General features: G+C 73.7%; 12 protein-coding genes. 7 read left to right on the forward strand and 5 right to left on the reverse strand.

Translation table 11 applies throughout. The annotated features are described in order from the left end of the window. Window positions 1-36 precede the first annotated feature (36 nt). A complete protein-coding gene (locus AB0O07_RS25825) occupies window positions 37-4,836 on the forward strand; it encodes a hypothetical protein (RefSeq protein ID WP_365637269.1) in 4,800 nt (1,599 codons plus the stop codon). 14 nt (window positions 4,837-4,850) lie between these two features. On the opposite strand, the gene AB0O07_RS25830 is transcribed toward AB0O07_RS25825, so the two are convergent. Then, complete coding sequence (locus AB0O07_RS25830) at window positions 4,851-5,324, reverse strand: hypothetical protein (RefSeq protein ID WP_365637272.1); 474 nt, start codon at window positions 5,322-5,324, stop codon at window positions 4,851-4,853. A gap of 411 nt (window positions 5,325-5,735) precedes the next feature. On the opposite strand from AB0O07_RS25830, the gene AB0O07_RS25835 reads away from it, so the two are divergent. From AB0O07_RS25835 to AB0O07_RS25850, 4 genes are read left to right on the forward strand one after another with little or no spacing between them, the layout of a single operon-like run. After that, window positions 5,736-8,705 carry a nitrate- and nitrite sensing domain-containing protein gene (locus AB0O07_RS25835; protein ID WP_365637332.1) on the forward strand — a complete coding sequence of 990 codons (2,970 nt, stop codon included), beginning with the start codon at window positions 5,736-5,738 and terminating at the stop codon, window positions 8,703-8,705. After that, on the forward strand, window positions 8,702-9,142 hold the full coding sequence (locus tag AB0O07_RS25840) for a roadblock/LC7 domain-containing protein (RefSeq protein ID WP_365637274.1): 441 nt from the start codon (window positions 8,702-8,704) through the stop codon (window positions 9,140-9,142). The genes AB0O07_RS25835 and AB0O07_RS25840 overlap by 4 nt, the downstream gene beginning before the upstream one ends. A gap of 8 nt (window positions 9,143-9,150) precedes the next feature. Next, window positions 9,151-9,546 carry a DUF742 domain-containing protein gene (locus AB0O07_RS25845; RefSeq protein WP_365637276.1) on the forward strand — a complete coding sequence of 132 codons (396 nt, stop codon included), beginning with the start codon at window positions 9,151-9,153 and terminating at the stop codon, window positions 9,544-9,546. Continuing rightward, window positions 9,527-10,135, forward strand: coding sequence for an ATP/GTP-binding protein (locus AB0O07_RS25850; RefSeq protein WP_365637279.1), 609 nt, complete (start codon window positions 9,527-9,529; stop codon window positions 10,133-10,135). Before AB0O07_RS25845 ends, AB0O07_RS25850 begins: the two co-directional genes overlap by 20 nt. 90 nt (window positions 10,136-10,225) lie before the next feature. Here the strand turns inward: AB0O07_RS25850 and AB0O07_RS25855 are convergent, their stop codons facing one another. Together AB0O07_RS25855 and AB0O07_RS25860 are read right to left on the reverse strand one after the other, a co-directional pair. Then, complete coding sequence (locus AB0O07_RS25855; RefSeq protein WP_365637282.1) at window positions 10,226-11,056, reverse strand: M15 family metallopeptidase; 831 nt, start codon at window positions 11,054-11,056, stop codon at window positions 10,226-10,228. 110 nt (window positions 11,057-11,166) lie between these two features. After that, on the reverse strand, window positions 11,167-13,578 hold the full coding sequence (locus AB0O07_RS25860) for a glycoside hydrolase family 31 protein (RefSeq protein WP_365637283.1): 2,412 nt from the start codon (window positions 13,576-13,578) through the stop codon (window positions 11,167-11,169). Between the two features lie 182 nt (window positions 13,579-13,760). Between AB0O07_RS25860 and AB0O07_RS25865 the strand changes: the two genes are divergently transcribed. Further along, a complete protein-coding gene (locus AB0O07_RS25865; RefSeq protein ID WP_365637285.1) occupies window positions 13,761-15,794 on the forward strand; it encodes an acetoacetate--CoA ligase in 2,034 nt (677 codons plus the stop codon). A gap of 75 nt (window positions 15,795-15,869) precedes the next feature. Continuing rightward, window positions 15,870-16,880, forward strand: a complete 1,011-nt coding sequence (locus tag AB0O07_RS25870) for a hypothetical protein (RefSeq protein ID WP_365637287.1) — start codon at window positions 15,870-15,872, stop codon at window positions 16,878-16,880. Between the two features lie 108 nt (window positions 16,881-16,988). Here the strand turns inward: AB0O07_RS25870 and ptsP are convergent, their stop codons facing one another. Both ptsP and AB0O07_RS25880 read right to left on the reverse strand, forming a co-directional pair. Continuing rightward, window positions 16,989-18,659, reverse strand: coding sequence for a phosphoenolpyruvate--protein phosphotransferase (ptsP, locus tag AB0O07_RS25875; protein WP_365637289.1), 1,671 nt, complete (start codon window positions 18,657-18,659; stop codon window positions 16,989-16,991). Window positions 18,660-18,749: 90 nt separating this feature from the next. Continuing rightward, window positions 18,750-19,199 (reverse strand): PTS glucose transporter subunit IIA, encoded by a 450-nt coding sequence (locus AB0O07_RS25880; RefSeq protein ID WP_365637335.1) that lies wholly within the window; start codon window positions 19,197-19,199, stop codon window positions 18,750-18,752. Window positions 19,200-19,651 lie beyond the last annotated feature (452 nt).

Raw genomic sequence — 19,651 nt, forward strand, 5'->3', positions numbered from 1 at the left:
CCCCGCCCGCCACCCCTCACCAGACGAGAGTCCGCCATGTACGAGCTGTCCCGGGTCCGCCTCTACTCCATCGGCCCCGCCGGCGCGCGCTACGCCGACACCGTGCTCGACCTGCGCGGAGTGGGCGCCCCCGTACCCCGGCCCGCGCCCACCCAGGCGGAGTTCTTCGAGGAGGAGCCGGTCGGCCCGCCGCGCCGCCCCGCCCCGGCCGGGGTCCTCTTCCTGGAGAACGGCGGCGGCAAGTCCGTCCTGCTCAAACTGATCTTCTCGGTGATGCTGCCGGGACACCGCAACACCCTCGGCGGCGCCAGCTCCGGCGTACTGCGCAAGTTCCTCCTCGCCGACGACTGCGGCCATGTCGCCCTGGAGTGGCAGCACACCCTCACCGGCGAACTCGTCGTCGTCGGCAAGGCCAGCGAGTGGCGCGGCCGGCAGGTCTCCAACGACCCCCGGAAGTTCGCCGAGGGGTGGTACTCCTTCCGGCCGGGCCCCGGACTCGGCCTCGACTCGCTGCCGGTCGCCGAGTCCACCGCCGTACGCCCGCCCGCCGAGGGCGTCTCCGGCGCGCGCGGCAGGCGCCGCACCATGAAGGGGTTCCGCGACGCGCTCACCGAGGCCGGCAAGTTCTACCCGCACCTCGACGTCCACTGGGAGGAGATCCACGACCGCTGGAACGAACACCTCGGCGAGCTGGGCCTCGACCCCGAACTCTTCCGCTACCAGCGCGAGATGAACGCCGACGAGGGCGAGGCCGCCGGACTCTTCGCGGTCAAGAAGGACTCCGACTTCACCGACCTGCTGCTGCGCGCCGTCACCGACACCCGGGATACCGACGGCCTCGCCGACCTCGTCTCCGGCTTCGGCAACAAGCTCGGCCGCCGCGCCGAACTCACCGCCGAGCGCGACTTCACCGCGGGCTCCGTCGACCTCCTCGGCCGGATCGTCGCCGCCACCGACACCCGCGCCCGCGCCCGCGACATCCATGCCGGGGCCGAGCGCCGCGCCCGTACCCTCGCCACCCGGCTCGCCGCCCGCGCCGACGAGGAGCGCGGCCGCGCCACCGACCTCGCCCAGCAGGTCACCGCCGCCGCCCACACCGTCACCGAGGCCGAACGGGCCCGGAGCCACGGCTCCCTCGTCGCCGCCGAACTCGCCTACCGGCACGCCTCGCTGGCCCTCACCGCCGCCGAGAAGCGCGCCGCCGCCCAGCGCCGCGAGCTGACCGACGTCCGTACCCTCCACTCCGCCTGGCAGGCCGCCGAGAGCGTGCTGCGCCACCGCGCCGCCGCCGACCGCTCGGCGCGGGTGGCCGCCGCGATCCGGGAGGCCGAACGGGACGCCGCCCCCGCGCTCGCCGCCCGCGCCACCGCCGCCGCCGACCTCGTACGGGCCCTGCACGCCGCCGCCGAGGACGGCGAACGCCTCGCCAACGAGGAGGAGGAGCGCTCCGCCACCCTCCAGGAGTCCGGCGAGGCCGCCCACCGGGACGCCACCGCCGCCGCCACCGACGCCCAGCGGGCCCGCAGCGAGGCCGGCCATCTCCGCCAGCGCCTCACCGAGGCCGAACAGGAGACCGAGCGGGCGGTACGGGCCGGCTGGCTCGACGACACCGCGCCCGACGCCGACCCCGCCCGCGCCGCACTCGCCGCCGGGGACGCCGAGCAGAGCGCCGTGGCCCGCTGGGAGGCGGCCCGCGACACCGCCCGTACCGCCGCCGAACGGGCCAGGGAGGCGTCCGCCGCCGAGTCCCGCGCCGAACTCGCCGCCGCCCGCGCCGCCGACGCCGCGCTCGCCGCCGAACACTCCTACGAGGCCGAACACCGCGCCGCCGCATCCCTCGCCGCCGAAGAACGCCTCACCGAACTCCTCAGCCTGCCCGCCGCTGCCGCCGCCCTCGCCGGGGTGCCGGGGCCGCGCGGCGCCACCGACCCGGAGCCCGGCGGAGAGCCGGGGCCCGGTGCTGCGCGGGGGCCCGGCGCCGAGGTGCCGCGCGTCCAGGGGCCGCTCGGCACCGAGGGCCCGCTCGGCGTCGAGGAGCTGGACCGCTGCGCCGGGGAGCTGCGCGAACTCCTCGACCAGAACATCGCCTCCGCCGAGCGCCACCTCTTCGACCTGCGGACCGCCGCCGCCGACGACGCCCGGATCCTCGGCGCCCTCGGCGACGGGGGGCTGCTGCCGCCGGGACCCGATGTGCTCGCCACCGTCGAGTTCCTCGGCGAACACGGCATCCCCGCCCTGCCCGGCTGGCGCTATCTCGCCCACTCCGTCGACCCCGCCGACCATGCCGCCGTCCTCGCCGCCCGGCCCGAACTCGTCGACGGGGTCGTCATCACCGACCCCGACTCGCACACCCGCGCCCGGCAGGCGCTGTCCGGCGCCGCGCTGCTGCCCCGCTCCACCGTCGCCGTCGGCACCGCCGCCGCGCTCCTCGCCCCGGTCGACGCCGGCGGTACGGACCGGGACGGCGGCGGGGTCTTCCTCGTACCGCCCAACCCGGCCATGCACGACGAGCACGCCGCCGACGAGGAGCGCCGCGCCCTGCGGACCCGTGCCGCCGCCCGGGACGAGGAGATCCGTACCCTCGCCGCCCGGCTCGCCGGGGACCGCGCGCTCGCCGCCCGGCTCGGCTCCTGGCGCGCCGACTGCCCGCCCGGCATGCTCGGCGAACTCGCCGCCGCCGCGACCGCCGCCCGGCAGAGCGCCGAGGCGGCCGAGGCCACCCTCGCCGAGGCCCGTACGGTACGGGCCGAGGCGGACGAGGCCGCCGCCGACACCGCCCGGGTCCGCGACGAGCGCCAGGAGACCGCCCAGCGCGCCCGCCGGGTCGCCGACGCGCTCTCCGGGCTGGCGTTCCGGCTCCGCGAACGCGCCGGCTGGCAGGCCAGACTCCGCGAACTCACCGACGACGCCGCCGCGTACGAGGCGCGCGCCGCCGTCTGTCTGGAGCGGGCCCGCGCCGCCGACGAGGACCGCAGGGCCGCCCAGCGGGCCGGCGACGACGCGCGCCGTACCGCCCGCGCGCTCCGCGCCGAACGCGCCGAGATCGCCGGCGCCCCCGACCACCTCCCCGACGCGGACCCGGAGGCGCCCGGCGCCCCGCGCGCCGCGCTCCCCGCGCTCCGTGAGGCGTACCGGGCCGCCTCCCAGCTCTACGAGAAGGTCGGCGTCGGCGCCGACCTCCGCGCCGAACAGGCCCGCGCGGAGAGCGACGAGAGCGCCGCCCTCGCCGAACTGGACCGGCTCACCAACAAGGTCCGCACCCGCGCCGCCCAGCTCCTGGAGTCCACCGACGGCGCCGACGGCCCCTCCCGGCAGGCCGCCGCCGCCCGCGCCGAGGCCCAGGTCCACCTCCTGGAGTCGCGCGCCTCGGCGGCCAGCGAGCAACTCGGGCGGCTCCGGGGCGAGGCCGAGCGGCTGGCCCCCGCCGACGGCGAAGCGCACACCGGACTCCCCGATGAGCAGGTCCCCGCCGACGCCGAGCAGGCCCAGACCCTGCTCCGTACCGCCACCACCGAACTCGCCGTCCGCACCGACACGTTGGAGACCGCCCGCGCGGCCCACGCGGAACTCCTCCACGCGCACCGGGCCGCCGAGGACGCGGCGGGCGGCTTCGACGAGACGGCGGCGCTCCTGCGCGACCTGCTGCGCGGCGCCGCCGCCGAGGAGAGCGACCCGGAGGAGACCCCCCGCCCGCCCGAGCCCTACCCGGGGAGCCTGGCGGAGGCGCGCGGCTCCACGGCCGAGGCCCGGCGGGCCCTGCGCGGCTGCGCCGCCGACCTCTCCGTGGCGGAGACCGCCGTACGGGAGGCGTGCGACGTCCTTGTACGGCATGCCAACGCGACCCGGTACGAGCAGGTGCGCACCCCCGCCCGGCAGCAGATCCGGGAACTCCCGGCGTCCGCGCTCCCCGAGCACGCGGCGGCCTGGGAGCAGGCGTTCGCGCCCCGGCTCCGCGTCCTCACCGACGAACTCGCCCAGTTGGAGCGGAACCGCGACTCCATCGTGGACCGGCTGCGCGGGCTGGTGGACTCCGCGCTCACCACGCTCCGTTCGGCCCAGCGGCTCTCCCGGCTGCCCGAGGGCCTGGGGGAGTGGTCGGGCCAGGAGTTCCTCCGGATCCGCTTCGAGGAGCCGGACCACGCCACGCTCACCGAACGGCTCGGCGAGGTCGTCGACGAGGCGACCAGGGCCGCCCTGAAGAAGAACTCCGATCTGCGCAGGGACGGTATGTCGCTGCTGCTGCGCGGGGTCGGGGCCGCGCTGGAGCCCAAGGGCGTCGCCGTCGAGATCCTCAAGCCCGACGCCGTGCTGCGCGCCGAGCGCGTCCCCGTCGGGCAGATGGGCGACGTCTTCTCCGGCGGCCAGCTCCTGACCGCCGCGATCGCGCTCTACTGCACGATGGCCGCGCTGCGCAGCAACGACCGGGGCCGCGACAAGCACCGGCACGCGGGCACGCTCTTCCTCGACAACCCGATCGGCCGCGCCAACGCCACGTATCTGCTGGAGCTCCAGCGGGCGGTCTCCGACGCGCTCGGCGTCCAGCTCCTCTACACCACCGGGCTCTTCGACACGACGGCGCTCGCCGAGTTCCCCCTCGTCATCCGGTTGCGGAACGACGCGGATCTCCGGGCCGGGCTGAAGTACATCAGCGTGGAGGAGCATCTGCGCCCCGGGCTGCCGCAGCCGGACCCGGAAGGGGAGCCGGTGCACGGCGAGATCACCGCGACCCGGATGTTCCGCCGGAGCCCCGACACGACCACCCGGATCCCGGCCCAGGCGGACTCGCCGGCGCAGCCGCCGGCCGCCCCGGCGCCCCGGACCGCGCCGGAGGAGTAACGCCCCTCGGCCCGTCAGACCGTGGTGAGTCCGCCCCGCGGCCGTTCCTCGCCCAGTGGAGCGGCGCCGGGCGGTCTCCCGGTCTCCTCGCGCGCCGCCCTTCCGGCCGCCTTGCGCGCCCTGCGCCGCTCACGGCGCAACTCCCGCGCCGTACTGCTGGGGACGGAGACCACCCCGTACCGCTGGTTCCACACCTGGCGCGTCACCCAGACGTCCAGCACCCCCCACGTCGCCACGACCGTGGAGGCCACACTGCTCAGCACCATCGGGAAGGCCAGCCAGGACCCGGCGAGCGTGCTGAGGAAAGCAATCATGGCCTGAATCAGTGTCACCGCGGTGATGATGACCGCCCGGACCGCCGCCGTCCGTACCGGATCCGGCATGCGGTACGACTTGGCGGGCACCTCCACCCACAACCCGTGTGAAACCCGGTCGAACTCGCCTGCCGACACGGCACCCCACCCTTCGTCGCTCCGCTGGTCCGTCATCCCCCGACCCGCTCTCCGTCCCCCTCGGACTGCCCGGCTCGTCACGTTTCATGCCGCTCCGGGTCCGGACCGGACCCGAAATGTGATGTGCGCACCGCCGCTGTCCGCGCCGCTTCCCCTGATCTCCGTACATAAGGACGGATGTCACCCCAGGAAGATTCCCTCCCGAAGCGCTGAGCGAATGATTTCGGCCATCTGTCCTGACCGGTACTCCTCTTGCCTCATGGCCTCCATACATCAGCGGCGGAAGCCAACACGACGAATACCGGGACAACTCATGATCAAGGAGTCAGTGGACGGCTGAAAAACATCCGGACGTGTCTTCGAGATGCCGGTGTGACAGTAGTAGGCTCGCGCCGTTTGCTGACGAAGTATCTCCCGCCACAGGCGGGGATCGACCAGGGGGAGGCCATGCGCTTTCGCGGGAAATCCATCCGCCGGAAGATCGTGGCGCTGCTGCTCGTGCCGCTCGTCGGGCTCACCGTCCTCTGGGGTCTCGCGACCACACTGGCCGGCACCGAGGCCAAGCAGCTCATCGATGTCAGTTACGCGATCGAGAAAATCGGCCACCCGGTGGAAGACTCCATCCGGGCCCTCCAGAGCGAGCGTCGCCAGACCCTCATCTTTCTGGCGGATCCCGAGGCCGCCGATTCACTGACCGAGTTGCGCAGCCGCCGCAGCGACACGGACCGGGCGCTGACCACGGTCAGGAACAACGCCGAATCCGGTGTCCGGGACCGTATGGACACCATCACATCCGAACGGCTCGGCCGGCTCCTCGACGACCTCGACGGTCTCGACCTGATGCGCCGTTCCGTCGACGAGAGCACCGTCACCCGTGAGGGCGCCCTCGACTTCTACAACAAGCTCGTCGACCCGAGCCACAACGTGCTCGCCTCGCTCTACGGCAACGAGGACGTCGACGGCGACAACTGGGGCCGCGCCCTGATCGGCCTGGACCGCGCCAAGGAGATGCTCTCCCGCGAGGACGCCCTCATCGCCTCCGCGCTGGTCCGCGGCGAGATGTCCCCCGAGGACCTGCGCGGCACCTCGGACCTGGTCGCCACCCGCGTCCTTCTCTACGAGACCAACCTCGCCGACCTGCCGCTCTCCGACCGGGCCACCCTGGAGCAGTACTGGCGGACCCCCGCCACGCTGGAGCTGCGCGAGACCGAGGACAAGCTCATCGCGGCCGGCGCCACCAAGAGCCTCAAGGTGGTCACCGCCAAGGGCTGGCAGGAGATGACCGCCTCCGTCCTCGGCGACCTCACCGACGAGAGCACCGAGGCCAACACCCTCTACAAGGACCACATCGACCCCATCCGCCAGGAGATCTTCCTCAGGACCGGACTCGCCGCGGCCCTCGGCCTGGTCACCCTCCTCATCTCCATCTTCGTCTCCACCCGCGTCGGCCGTGAGCTGATCCGCGACCTCTCCCGGCTCCGCAAGGAGGCCCACGAGGTCTCCGGCGTCCGCCTGCCGAGCGTCATGCGCCGCCTCGCCGCCGGCGACCCCGTCGACGTGGAGACCGAGGCCCCGCGCCTCGAATACGAGCGGGACGAGGTCGGCCAGGTCGGCCAGGCGCTCAACACCCTCCAGCGGGCCGCCGTCGAGGCCGCCGTCAAACAGGCCGACCTGCGCAGGGGCGTCTCCGAGGTGTTCGTCAACCTCGCCCGCCGCAACCAGGTCCTGCTCCACCGTCAGCTCACCCTCCTCGACACCATGGAGCGGCGCACGGAGGACACCGAGGAACTGGCCGACCTCTTCCGCCTCGACCACCTCACCACCCGTATGCGCCGGCACGCCGAGGGCCTGGTGATCCTCTCCGGCGCCGCCCCCTCCCGTCAGTGGCGCAAGCCCGTCCAGCTCATGGACGTCGTACGCGCCGCCGTCTCCGAGGTCGAGGACTACGAGCGCATCGAGGTCCGCAGGCTCCCGAGGATCGGCGTCGGCGGCCCCGCCGTCGCCGACCTCACCCACCTCATCGCCGAACTCCTGGAGAACGCCACGGTGTTCTCGCCCCCGCACACCGCGGTACAGGTGCACGGCGAGCGGGTCGCCAACGGCTTCACCCTGGAGATCCACGACCGGGGCCTGGGCATGGCCCCCGAGGTCCTCCTCGACGCCAACCTCCGGCTCGCGGAGACCCCCGAGTTCGAGCTCTCCGACACCGACCGGCTCGGCCTCTTCGTCGTCAGCCGGCTGGCCCAGCGGCAGAACGTACGGGTCTCCCTCCAGCCCTCCCCGTACGGCGGCACCACCGCCATCGTCTTCCTCCCCGTCGCGCTCCTGACCGACGCCCCCGAGACCGAGGGCACCGGCTTCCGGCTCGACCGCAAGAACGCCCTGGAGCGGGGGCGCGGCCGTACCGACAACGGCGGCGGCCGGCGCACCGCCCTGGCACAGGTCCCCACCGGACTGGGCAGCGGCCCGTCCGTGCTCGACGGCCCGGTCGAACTGGAGGCACCCGTCGGTGCGCTCGGTGCCGACAGCGGTCCGGTACTCGGCGGAGGTGACGGCATCGGCGACATCGATGACACGGAGAGCGAGCGCGGCGGCATCTTCCGCGCCAGGGAACTCCGCGACTCTTCCCACGGGGCCCAGGGCGCCCCCGGCGCCCCCGGCAGTCACGACACCCAGGGCCGCCGCGACAGCCGCGACACCTACGACGTGCGGACCACTCACGACAACCACGCCGACCAGGACGCCCGGGGCGACCTGTACGACGTGCGGGACGCCCGGATGAGCCGGGACGAACTGCGCGGACTGCGGGACGAGAACCGCCGCGAGGAGGCCCGCGACCTCCGCGAGCGCCGGGACGGACGGGGCGCCCCGCGCGGCCGGCACGCCCGGTACGAACAGGACACCGCGCCCGGCACGGGCCCCGGCGATGAGCCGGCCCTGCCGCGCCGCAAGCCGCCGACCCTCGTCGCCGACCGGGGCCGCCGGGTGGACGAGCCGGAGCGCGGCAGGCCCGCCGACGACCGGCCGGGCAACGGGAACGGCAGCGGTACGGGGTCCTCGCGCACCTGGTCCGGCGTACCGTCGCAGACCTCCCGCCGCACCCCGGCGGAACCGTCCGGGCCCGCCGCACCGGCGGCCCCCGCGGACGGCGCGCCCCCCATGATCGACGGACTGCCCCGCCGGGTACGGCAGGCCAGCCTCGCCCCTCAGTTGCGGGACGTCGCGCAGGACAAAAACACCGGCCCGGCGCCCGGCCAGGGCCGCCCCGCCGACCAGGAGCGGGACGCGGACCAGGTCCGCAGCCGCATGGCGTCGCTCCAGAACGGCTGGCAGCGTGGCCGTCGGCAGAACGACGCCGAGGACACCACCGGCCGGGCCGAGACAGAAAGAACCACATCGGAGGGGGACGGTCGATGACCGCACCGCATGTCGCAGCACGCTCCACCGGCCCCAATGGCACGGGTGAACTCAACTGGCTGCTGGACGAATTGGTCGAACGGGTCGCGAGCATCCGCAAGGCGGTGGTCCTCTCCGGGGACGGCCTGGCCACGGGCACCTCGAAGGACCTGACCCGCGAGGACGGGGAGCACCTGGCGGCGGTCGCCTCCGGATTCCACAGCCTCGCCAAGGGCGTGGGCCGGCACTTCGACGCCGGCAGCGTCCGGCAGACCGTCGTGGAGCTGGACGACGCCTTCCTCTTCGTCACCGCGGCGGGCGACGGGAGCTGCCTCGCCGTCCTCTCCGACGCGGACTCGGACGTCGGCCAGGTCGCCTACGAGATGACGCTCATGGTCAAGCGGGTCGGGGTGCACCTGGGCACGGCCCCCCGGACCGGTCTCCCCGCCGGAGGGTGAGTGGCCCCATGAGTGACTCAGGTCAGGACGCGCAGCACTGGTTCGACGGCGAAGCCGGACCGGTGGTGCGTCCGTACGCGATGACGCGCGGCCGCACCAGCAGCGCGACGCGCCACCAACTCGACCTGATCGCGCTCGTCGTCTGCGAACCCGAGGCCGGTGATCCGGGCCGGGACCAGACGCTCTCCCCGGAACATGTGGAGATCGTCGACCGCTGCTATACGAGCCCCCAGTCGATCGCCGAGCTGTCCGCGGGCCTCGACCTCCCCGTAGGGGTCGTCAGGGTCCTCGTCGGAGACCTCGTCGAGGACGAAATCGTGCGTGTAACCCGTCCCGTTCCGCCGGCCGAGCTGCCGGACGTGAGCATTCTCCGCGAGGTGATCAATGGTCTTCGGGCGCTCTAGCCGCAGGCAGCGTCCGGTCGATCCGGTGGCGCTGAAGATTCTCGTCGCCGGCGGCTTCGGGGTGGGCAAGACCACCCTGGTCGGCGCGGTCAGCGAGATCAGGCCACTCCGTACCGAGGAGGTACTGAGCGAGGTCGGCCGGCCCGTCGACGACACCGACGGCGTCGAGGCCAAGACGACCACCACGGTCGCCATGGACTTCGGCCGCATCACCCTCCGCGAGGACCTGGTGCTGTACGTCTTCGGCACCCCCGGGCAGGACCGCTTCTGGTTCCTCTGGGACGAGCTGGCCCAGGGCGCCCTCGGCGCCGTCGTGCTGGCCGACACCCGGCGGCTGGCCGACTCGTTCGCCGCCGTCGACTACTTCGAGCGGCGCGGCATCCCCTTCACGGTCGCCGTCAACTGCTTCGAGGGAGCCGACCGCTTCCCCGGCGAGACCGTGCGCACCGCGCTCGACCTCGACCCCGGGGTCCCGCTGGTGATGTGCGACGCGCGGGACCGCGAGTCCGTCAAGGAAGTGCTGGTCTCGGTCGTCGAACACGCCATGAACCGCGCCTCCCAGCGGCGCGAGCACGCCCCCACCTCCTGACCCCAGCCCCTCCGGCCGCCCGGCCTCCCCGCCACGGGGAGCGCCGGAGCCCAGGGGCCCGGCCCTCCCCGTACCGTACGAGCCCCCGGATCACCCCCGGAGGCCGCCCACCGAGCTCCACGCCACCGGGAAGTCGAAGTACGTGTCGGGGAAGGTCTCCGGGAGGTGGGTGAAGTGCCACCACTCCTCGGGCAGATTGGCGAACCCGACCGCCTCCAGGGACGACTTCAGCAACTGCCGGCCGGCCCGCTGCTCGCCCACGATCCGCGGGTCGTCGGTGTGCGCCAGCGTGTCGAAGCAGTCATAACCCGTCCCCATGTCGACGGAGTTGTCCGGGAACCGCTGGGCCCGGGGCCCGTAGCAGGGCGTCAGCGCCTCACCCGGCACATACGGCCTCGTCGGTACGGCCGGCAGCCGCACCAGCGTGAGATCCACCGTGGAGCCCCGGCTGTGCCCGGACTTCTCCGCGATGTAACCGTCCTCGAACAGCCGCGACTTGTCGACCCGGGGATAGAACTCCGCCTTCATCCGCTCGTCCTGGAGATCCGCGGCCCAGCGCACGAAGTGGTCCACGGCCCGCTGCGGCCGGTAACAGTCGTACACCTTCAGCGAATAGCCCCGCGCCAGCAGTGCTCGCTGCGCGGTGCGCAGCGCCTCGGCGGTCTGCCGGGTGACGATGCAGAGCGGCTGCCGGTAGCCGTCCACCGGCTCGCCCACGAAGTTGTGCGGGGTCGGGTAGCGCATCTCCTCGATGACGGTCGGCACGACCGTCCGCAGGGCGACGAACTCCGGGGGCGCCGCCCGTGCACCACTCCGCCCGGCCGCCGCCCCGGCGCCCGGCGCCCCCACGGCGACGACGAGCAGAGCGACGGACCAGGCGACGACGGCGGCCAGGGCACGGCGGAACACGAATCCGGTCATGGCCCCAGGGGTCTACCAGCTCCACCGGCCCGCGGGAAGGGTTCGTACCGCTTCCCGTATACGGCAGTACGGCCATACGGCTGTATGACCATACGGCCCGGCCCCTGCGGTCAGCCCGTGACCTCCCTGACCCGGACCGGCCACCGGGGCTCCACCGGACCCTCGGACGTCAGCAGTTCGACCCGGACCACACCGTCCACCAAGCGCGAGACATACCGCGCCACCTCCGGCTCCGGCTCGGGCTCCCCGTCCGCCGGGCTCCACCCGTCGTCCACCGGGTCCGGCACCACCAGACCGCCGCCCGTGCGCCCCTCCGCCGGAGGCCAGACCTCCAGCTCCGGGCCGCCGTCCGCGCCACGTACCGGAATCACCGCACCCGCCCGGGCCAGCACCGGGATCCGCGACCACGGCGCGTCCAGCAGCACCTGCCCGGGACCCTCGTACGCCCGCCCCGTCGCCGTGTCGTACCACCGGCCGCGCGGCAGCCGCACCGCCCGCCGGTCCGCACCCCGCGTCAGCACCGGCGCCACCAGCAGCGCGTCCCCCAGCAGGAACGCGTCCTCGCAGTCGCGCAGCGCCCGGTCCTCCGGCGCCCCCCACCACAACGGCCGCACGTACGGCGCCCCCGTCACCCGGGCGAGCTGGGCCAGCGTCACGAAGTACGGCCGCAGCCGCTCCCGCTCCACCAGCGCCGCCCGCGCGTGCTCCAGCACCTCGGCCCCGAACTCCCAGGGCTCCCTGCGCCCCGCGTCGATCGCCGCATGCGTACGGAACAGCGGCAGATACGCCCCGAGCTGGAACCAGCGCAGATACAGCTCCGGCGAAGGACTCCCGTCGAAACCGCCCACATCCGGGCCCGAGTACGGCACCCCGCAGAGCCCGAGCCCCAGCACCAGCGAGAGCGACGCCCGCAGCCCCGGCCACCCCGTCGACACATCGCCCGACCAGGTGCCGCCGTACCGCTGCATCCCCGCCCACCCCGAGCGCGAGAAGAGGAAAGGACGCTCCTCGGGCCGGAGCCTGCGCAGCGCCTCGTAACCGGCCCGCGCCATCGTCAGCGCGTACACGTTGTGGGCCTCACGGTGGTCGCCGCCCCGGCCCTCCAGCGCGTGCCGGGCCGAGCGCGGCAGCGTCGGGTCCCCGAACGGCACGAACGACACCGGCTCGTTCATGTCGTGCCACACCCCGGAGAACCCCTGCGCCAGCCGCTCCTCGTACAGCCCGCCCCACCACTCCCGTACCGCCGGATCGGTGAAATCCGGGTAGACACACTCCCCGGGCCACACCTCGCCCCGTACCTCCCGGCCCCGCCGGTCCCGGACGAACGCGCCCGGCGCCCGCACCACCCCCTCACGCGCCCCCAGCGCACGCCCGCTCTCGTACACCGCGTACCCCGGCTCCGCCTTCACCGCCGGATCGACGATCGAGACCAGCCGCACCCCCTCCGCGCGCAACTCCGCGGCGAGCCCCGGCAGATCGGGGAAGCGCTCCCGGTCCACGGTGAAGACCCGGTGCCCGTCGTAGTGGTCGATGTCCAGATGGACCGCCGACAGCGGCAGCCCCCGCTCCCGGTACCCCGCCACGATCCGCCGCACCTCCCGCGCGCTGCCGAACCCCCACCGCGCGTGGTGCGGACCCAGCGCCCACGACGGCGGCGCCACCGGCGCCCCGCTCAGCGCCGTCCAGCCGTGCAGCACCCGCGCCGGCGTGCCGGTCACCACCCAGCACCGCAGCGGCCCGCCGTCCATACGCAGCTCACTGGTGCCGGGCCGGTCATGCCCCGACCCCGCGCCCTCCTCGCCCTCGCGGAGCGTGACCCGCCCGTCCCAGGAGTTGTCGTGGAAGGCCAGATGCGTCCCCGCGTCGGCCACCACGAGCTGCACCGGCATCGTCACGTACAGCGGGTCGTCCCCGGGCCCGAAACCGCCGCCCGGGTCCGTGTTCCACAGCCGGTACGTGCCGTTCCGCAGCCGGGGCCCCGACGCCCGGCCGCCCAGCCCGAAGAACCGCGCGTCCGCCGCCACCTCCGAACGCTGCACCCACCGCGCCCCGCCCCCGGCCACCGGCTCCCACCAGCGGGGCGGCAGCTCACGGCGGAGCACCACACCCCCCGGCGTACGGACCTCCACACCCCCGTGCCGGGTCACCCCCACCGTCACCCGCTCCGTCACCACCCGCCGGCCGCCGTCCTTGTCCGGCTCGAACCCCGCCCGCGGATCCGGCTCGGGCGCCGCGCCGTCCACCCCGTACGAGGGCCCCGGCTCCGCCCCGTCCCACCCCCAGAACACCGCGCCGCCCACCAGCACGCACACCCGCAGCTCCGCCCGTGCGAACCGGACGATCCCGCCGCCCGGCAGCGGCTCCGTCCCCAGCAGCGGACCCGGCACCCTGGCCCGCTCCGGGCCCCGCGCGGAGAGCTCCCTGGCGTCCGCGCGCCGCCCCCGCCACGCCGCCCGCACCGAGCGCAGCCCCCGCACCGATCCGACCACTCTCATCGAACGCACCAGCTCCCGACCGTCCATGACGATCACCCTGCCATCCGCGGCGCCCCGCCGGGTACTCCGTTCAACTGCCGTTCACCCACGGCGACCCCGTACCCCTGTCGGCCACGGAGCCTGGTGCCCGGGACGATCACATGGCATCGTCCCTACGGCGCCGCCACACGCCCGCCGTCGAGCCAGTCGAGCCAGCAGGGAGCCGCCCCATGACCGCAGCCGACACCCCCGAGGCCCTGTGGGAGCCGGGCCGGGACCGGATCGCCACGGCCACGGTCACCCGCTTCCAGGCCTGGGCCGCCGAACGGTACGGGGCGCCCGCCGACGGCGGATACCCGGCCCTCCACCGCTGGTCCGTCGAGGACCTGGAGTCCTTCTGGGCCGCCGTCGCCGACTGGTTCGGCATCCGGTTCACCACCCCGTACGAGCGGGTCCTGGGCGAGCGCGCCATGCCCGGCGCCCAGTGGTTCCCCGGCGCCACCCTCAACTACGCCGAACACGCCCTGCGCACGGCCGAGGACCCGGAGCGCGCCCAGGAACCCGCGCTCCTGTACGTCGACGAGACCGCCGAGCAGACCGCCGTGAGCTGGGCGGAGCTCCGCCGCCAGGTCACCGCGCTCGCGACCCGGCTGCGCCTGCTCGGCGTCCGCCCCGGCGACCCCGTCAGCGGCTACCTCCCCAACATCCCGCAGGCCGTGACCGCCTTCCTCGCCACCGCCGCCGTCGGCGCCATCTGGACCTCCTGCGCCCCCGACTTCGGCGCCCGCGGCGTCCTGGACCGCTTCCAGCAGGTCGAACCCGTCGTGCTCTTCACCGTCGACGGCTACCGGTACGGCGGCAAGGAACACGACCGTACGGGCACGGTCGCCGAACTCCGCGCCGCGCTCCCCTCCCTGCGCGCCGTCGTCCACATCCCGCTGCTCGGCACCCCGGCCCCGGAAGGTGCCCTCGACTGGGCGGAGGTCACGGCCGGCACCGAACCGGAGGCGGCGGAACCGGCCCCCGGCCCTGAAGCGGCCCCCGGCCCTGAAGCGGCCTTCGCCTTCGAACAGGTCCCCTTCGACCACCCCCTCTGGATCCTCTACTCCTCCGGCACCACCGGCCTGCCCAAGGCGATCGTCCAGTCCCAGGGCGGCATCCTCCTCGAACACGTCAAGCAGCTCGGACTCCACTGCGACCTCGGCCCCGGCGACCGCTTCTTCTGGTACACCTCCACCGGCTGGATGATGTGGAACTTCCTCGTCTCCGGCCTGCTCGTCGGCACCACGGTCGTGCTGTACGACGGCAGCCCCGGCCACCCCTCCGTCGACGCCCAGTGGGACGTGGCCGAACGGACCGGCGCCACCCTCTTCGGCACCTCCGCCGCGTACGTCATGGCCTGCCGCAAGGCGGGCGTACACCCCGGCCGGGACCACGACCTCTCCCGTATCGGCTGCGTCGCCACCACCGGATCCCCCCTGCCGCCCGACGGATTCCGCTGGCTCCACGACGAGGTCGCCGCGGACCTCTGGATCGCCTCCGTCAGCGGCGGCACCGACGTGTGCACCTGCTTCGCCGGAGCCGTCCCCACCCTCCCCGTCCACATCGGGGAGCTCCAGGCCGCCTGTCTCGGCACCGACCTCCAGGCCTGGGACCCCCAGGGCCGGCCGGTCACCGACGAGGTCGGCGAACTGATCGTCACCCAGCCGATGCCGTCCATGCCGATCCGCTTCTGGAACGACCCCGACGGCAGCCGCTACCGCGACAGCTACTTCGAGATGTTCCCCGGCGCCTGGCGCCACGGCGACTGGATCACCCTCACCGGCCGGGGCTCCGTCGTCATCCACGGCCGCTCCGACTCCACCCTCAACCGCCAGGGCGTCCGGATGGGCTCCGCCGACATCTACGAAGTGGTCGAACGCCTCCCCGAGATCAGGGAATCCCTGGTCATCGGCGTGGAGGAGGAGAACGGCGGATACTGGATGCCGCTCTTCGTCCACCTCGCGGAGGGCGCGGCCCTCGACGACGGCCTGCGCGCCCGCGTCAACGCGACGATCCGCGCCGAGCTCTCGCCCCGCCACGTCCCCGACGAGATCCTCGAAATCCCCGCCGTCCCGCACACCCTGACGGGCAAACGCATCGAGGTCCCCGTCAAACGCCTCCTCCAGGGCACCCCACTGGACCAGGCCGTCAACGTGGGCTCCGTCGACCACCCCGAACTGCTCGGCTTCTACGAGCGACTGGGCCGGAGCCGCCGCTCCTGAGCCACCGGAGCCCCATTGTCAGACTCCCCGACTACTCTGAGTGAGCATTGATCGACCGCTGCTCACGGGGGAGCCATGACCCACACCGACCACACCCGCAGCCATACGGACGGCCGAGCCACCGACACCCGGTCCCGCGGCCGGACCCGAGGCCAGGCCCGTACGGCGAGGCGCCGCGCGCTGCGCCGCGAAGTCCCCAGCACCGTCGGCCTGCTCGCCGACGAACGGGACTTCGCGGCGATGCGGGGCTACCGCACCTTCACCTTCGACGACCACACGGCCTATCTCCGCCAGCTCGACGGACTGCTGAGGGCACTCGCGGCCCAAGGCGTGCACACCACCGTCGCCCTCTTCGACCCGGACGAGTTCGCGGAGTACTGCGCGCGGCACGGGCTCGACCCCGACACCCCGGCCAGCCGCAGCCGCTTCACCGCCGCGATCCCGGCGAGCGGCGCCGCCCTCGCCTACACCGGCCAGCCCCTCGACACCCTCGTGCCGCAGCTCATCGACACCGCCATCCGCAAGGCCACCTGGGAGTACGCGACAACGCTCCTCACCGACCTCGGCACCTGCGCCGACTGCGGAGAGGACATCGGCCGCGCCTCCTTCGACCGGGCCTCCCACATCCTGCTGCGGCTGCTCACGGCGGCGGGCCCCGGCACCCACCACCTGGTGTGCAGCGTCCCCGCCGCCGACGATCAGCTCCTGGCGGTCCTGCACGCCGACACCACCGACAGCACCGGGAACACCGACACCACCGACGGAACACCGCCCGGCGAGGGCACGTTCCTGGAGGACGCCGCCGTGTTCGACGCGACCGAGGCCACCGAGTTCGTCAGCGTGCTCGCGGCGGGCGTCGCCCTGGAGAGCGGCGGGGGAGTGGTCCTCCGTACGTCGGCCCCCGGCACCCCGGACCGGCTCCACGGCTGGCGCCTGGCCGCCGGCGACCTCGTCCCGCTCACCGCGGCCGAGGTCTTCAACGCCTACTGCACCGACGCGGAGACCGGAGACCCCCTCCCGCCCGAACCGGGCGCGGAGTACCACGCGGGCTTCGACCTGGGCCTGGAGGACACCGGACACCACTGAAGTACCTGACACTGAAGTACCTGACACAGAAGGGGGCTTCCCCGCGCACCACACGCGGAGAAGCCCCCCGAGGGCCCGCGACGATCCCGTCACGCGCCCCGGTGAGGTTCACTCACCGGAGAGCACCGCCTGCGCGGCCTGCCGGGCCTCCTCGGCGGAGTCCGTCGCCCGCGCGGCGGCGGCCGCCCGCTCGCACTGCGCCAGCGTGTGCTGCGCCAGCGCCGACCGTACGTAGGGAATCGATGCGGCCCCCATGGACAGCGACGTCACACCGAGACCGGTGAGTACACAGGCGAGCAGCGGATCGGCGGCGGCCTCACCGCACACCCCGCAGCTCTTCCCCTCCGCCTTGGCGCCCTCCGCCGCCAGCGCCACCAGATCGAGCAGCGCGGGCTGCCACGGGTCCTGGAGCCGGGAGACGGCGCCCACCTGCCGGTCGGCGGCGAAGGTGTACTGCGCCAGGTCATTGGTGCCCAGCGAGAGGAACTCGACCTCCTGAAGAATCGACCGGGCCCGCAGCGCGGCCGACGGAATCTCCACCATGGCACCGAACTTCGCGTTCAGCCCCGCCTCACGGCAGGCGTCCGCGAACGCCTTGGCGTCGGCGCGGTCGGCCACCATCGGCGCCATGACCTCCAGATACACCGGCAGCCCGGCCGCGGCCTTCGACAACGCGGTGAGCTGGGTACGGAGCACATCCGGGTGGTCCAGCAGACTCCGCAGCCCCCGCACACCCAGCGCCGGGTTCGGCTCGTCGGCGGGGGTCAGGAACTCCAGCGGCTTGTCGGCCCCGGCGTCCAGCACCCGTACGACCACCCGCCCCTCGGGGAAGGCCTCCAGCACCGCGCGGTACGCGGCGACCTGCTTCTCCTCCGAGGGCGCCCGCTCGCTGTCGTCGAGGAACAGGAACTCGGTACGGAACAGCCCGACGCCCTCGGCCCCCGCCGCCACGGCCGCCGCCACATCCGCGGGCCCGCCCACATTGGCGAGCAGCGGCACCTTGTGCCCGTCCGAGGTGGCGCCGGGCCCGGTCGACGCGGAGAGCGCGGCCTTCCGCGCGGCGGCGGCCTCGGTGAGTTCGGCCCGCTTCGCGGCGTCGGGATCGACGAAGACCTCGCCCGTGCTGCCGTCGACCGCGACGACCGTGCCCTCGGAGATCTCCCCGGCCCCGGCCAGCGCGACCACGGCGGGCACCCCGAGTGCCCGCGCCAGAATGGCGCTGTGGCTGGTGGGACCGCCCTCCTCGGTCACGAAACCGAGCACGAGGGCCGGGTCGAGCAGCGCCGTGTCGGCCGGCGCGAGGTCACGGGCGAAGAGAACATACGGCTCGTCGCTGTCGGGCACCCCGGGCATCGGAACCCCCAGCAACCGGGCGACGATACGATTCCGCACGTCGTCCAGGTCCGCCACCCGCCCGGCGAGATACTCCCCGGCCCCGGCGAGCAGCGCCCGGTACGAGGCGAACGCGTCGTAGACGCCGCGCTCGGCCGTGGACCCGACGGCGATCCGCCGCTCCACATCGGCCATCAGCTCCGGGTCCTGCGCCATCAGCGCCTGGGCCTCCAGCACGGCCTGCGCCTCGCCACCGGCCAGGTTCCCCCGGGCGACCAGATCGGCGGCCACCGCCTCGACGGCCTGGTGAGCCCGCCCCTGCTCGCGCTCCGCCTCCTCCGCCGGAATCTGCTTGGCCGGCGGTTCGAGCACCGCGGTCCCCATGTGCCTGACCTCGCCGATCGCCACCCCGTGGCTGACCCCGACGCCTCGCAGCGTTGTCTCCATGTCACCCGTCTCCGGTTATGCGGCCACCAGCGCGCCGCGTTTCTTGTACGACGGACGCCCGACGCCCGCCCCTGACATACGTCACCGGCGTCACTGCCAGTCGAACAGCGTGTCGCCCGTCGCCACCGCGCCGCTCTCCCGGAGCCCGGCGAGCGCGTCGGCGGGCGCGTCCAGCGCCACGACCGGGCAGACCGGCGACTTCCCCGCCTCCTCGACCGCGCCCGGGTTCCAGCGCACGACCGCCTGCCCCCGGCGGACGGTGTCGCCCTTCGTGACGAGCAGTTCGAACCCCTCGCCGTTGAGCTGCACCGTGTCGATACCGAGGTGCGTCAGCACCCCGCGCCCCGCCTCGTCCACGACGACAAAGGCATGCGGATGCAGGGAGACGACCACCCCGTCCACGGGCGACACGGCCTCACCGGGCTCCCGCACCGGATCGATGGCGGTACCGGGCCCCACCATCGCACCGGAGAAGACCGGATCGGGGACCGCTGCCAGTCCGATGGCCTGTCCGGACAGTGGAGCCGCGACGATGGTCATGGAGGAGCCTCCCAGGGGGTGGAGAGAGTTGAGGAGCCCGCCGGTCACCGTCTGTGAGGGGACGACGCGCTGTTCAGAAGGGTAAGTCATAGGAAGTGACGGTTCCGAGTAAGAGCTGACGGTTGGCGCCCCCCTCGGCAGCCGACCGGTGACCCGCCGGCGGCCCCCGGAATCGATTTGCCTGCCCCGACGGACGGGATGTACTGTCGTACCCCTGCCTGACCCCAACACGACTTCGAGTCGGGGGCGGGCGGCATCTATCAAACCTTGATCGTTAATCTGTCCTGGCTTTCGCATGCCTGCGAAACGGTGGTCAGAAAGCCGAAAAAGACCTGATAGAGTACGGAACACGAAATGCCGAAGGGAAGCGCCCGGAGGAAAGCCTCGGACAGTGGTCCGGGTGAGTACGAAGGAAGCGTCCGTTCCTTGAGAACTCAACAGCGTGCCAAAAG

This window comes from Streptomyces sp. NPDC093085 (genome assembly GCF_040683935.1).
GTDB lineage: Bacteria > Actinomycetota > Actinomycetes > Streptomycetales > Streptomycetaceae > Streptomyces.

Coding starts and splice junctions, on each gene's coding strand:
- AB0O07_RS25825 (WP_365637269.1), top strand. CDS start 37: ATGTACGAGCTGTCCCGGGTCCGCCTCTACTCCATCGGCCCCGCCGGC.
- AB0O07_RS25845 (WP_365637276.1), top strand. CDS start 9,151: ATGAGTGACTCAGGTCAGGACGCGCAGCACTGGTTCGACGGCGAAGCC.
- AB0O07_RS25865 (WP_365637285.1), top strand. CDS start 13,761: ATGACCGCAGCCGACACCCCCGAGGCCCTGTGGGAGCCGGGCCGGGAC.
- AB0O07_RS25835 (WP_365637332.1), top strand. CDS start 5,736: ATGCGCTTTCGCGGGAAATCCATCCGCCGGAAGATCGTGGCGCTGCTG.
- AB0O07_RS25860 (WP_365637283.1), bottom strand. CDS start 13,578: ATGGACGGTCGGGAGCTGGTGCGTTCGATGAGAGTGGTCGGATCGGTG.
- AB0O07_RS25850 (WP_365637279.1), top strand. CDS start 9,527: ATGGTCTTCGGGCGCTCTAGCCGCAGGCAGCGTCCGGTCGATCCGGTG.
- AB0O07_RS25880 (WP_365637335.1), bottom strand. CDS start 19,199: ATGACCATCGTCGCGGCTCCACTGTCCGGACAGGCCATCGGACTGGCA.
- AB0O07_RS25870 (WP_365637287.1), top strand. CDS start 15,870: ATGACCCACACCGACCACACCCGCAGCCATACGGACGGCCGAGCCACC.
- AB0O07_RS25855 (WP_365637282.1), bottom strand. CDS start 11,056: ATGACCGGATTCGTGTTCCGCCGTGCCCTGGCCGCCGTCGTCGCCTGG.
- ptsP (WP_365637289.1), bottom strand. CDS start 18,659: ATGGAGACAACGCTGCGAGGCGTCGGGGTCAGCCACGGGGTGGCGATC.
- AB0O07_RS25840 (WP_365637274.1), top strand. CDS start 8,702: ATGACCGCACCGCATGTCGCAGCACGCTCCACCGGCCCCAATGGCACG.
- AB0O07_RS25830 (WP_365637272.1), bottom strand. CDS start 5,324: ATGACGGACCAGCGGAGCGACGAAGGGTGGGGTGCCGTGTCGGCAGGC.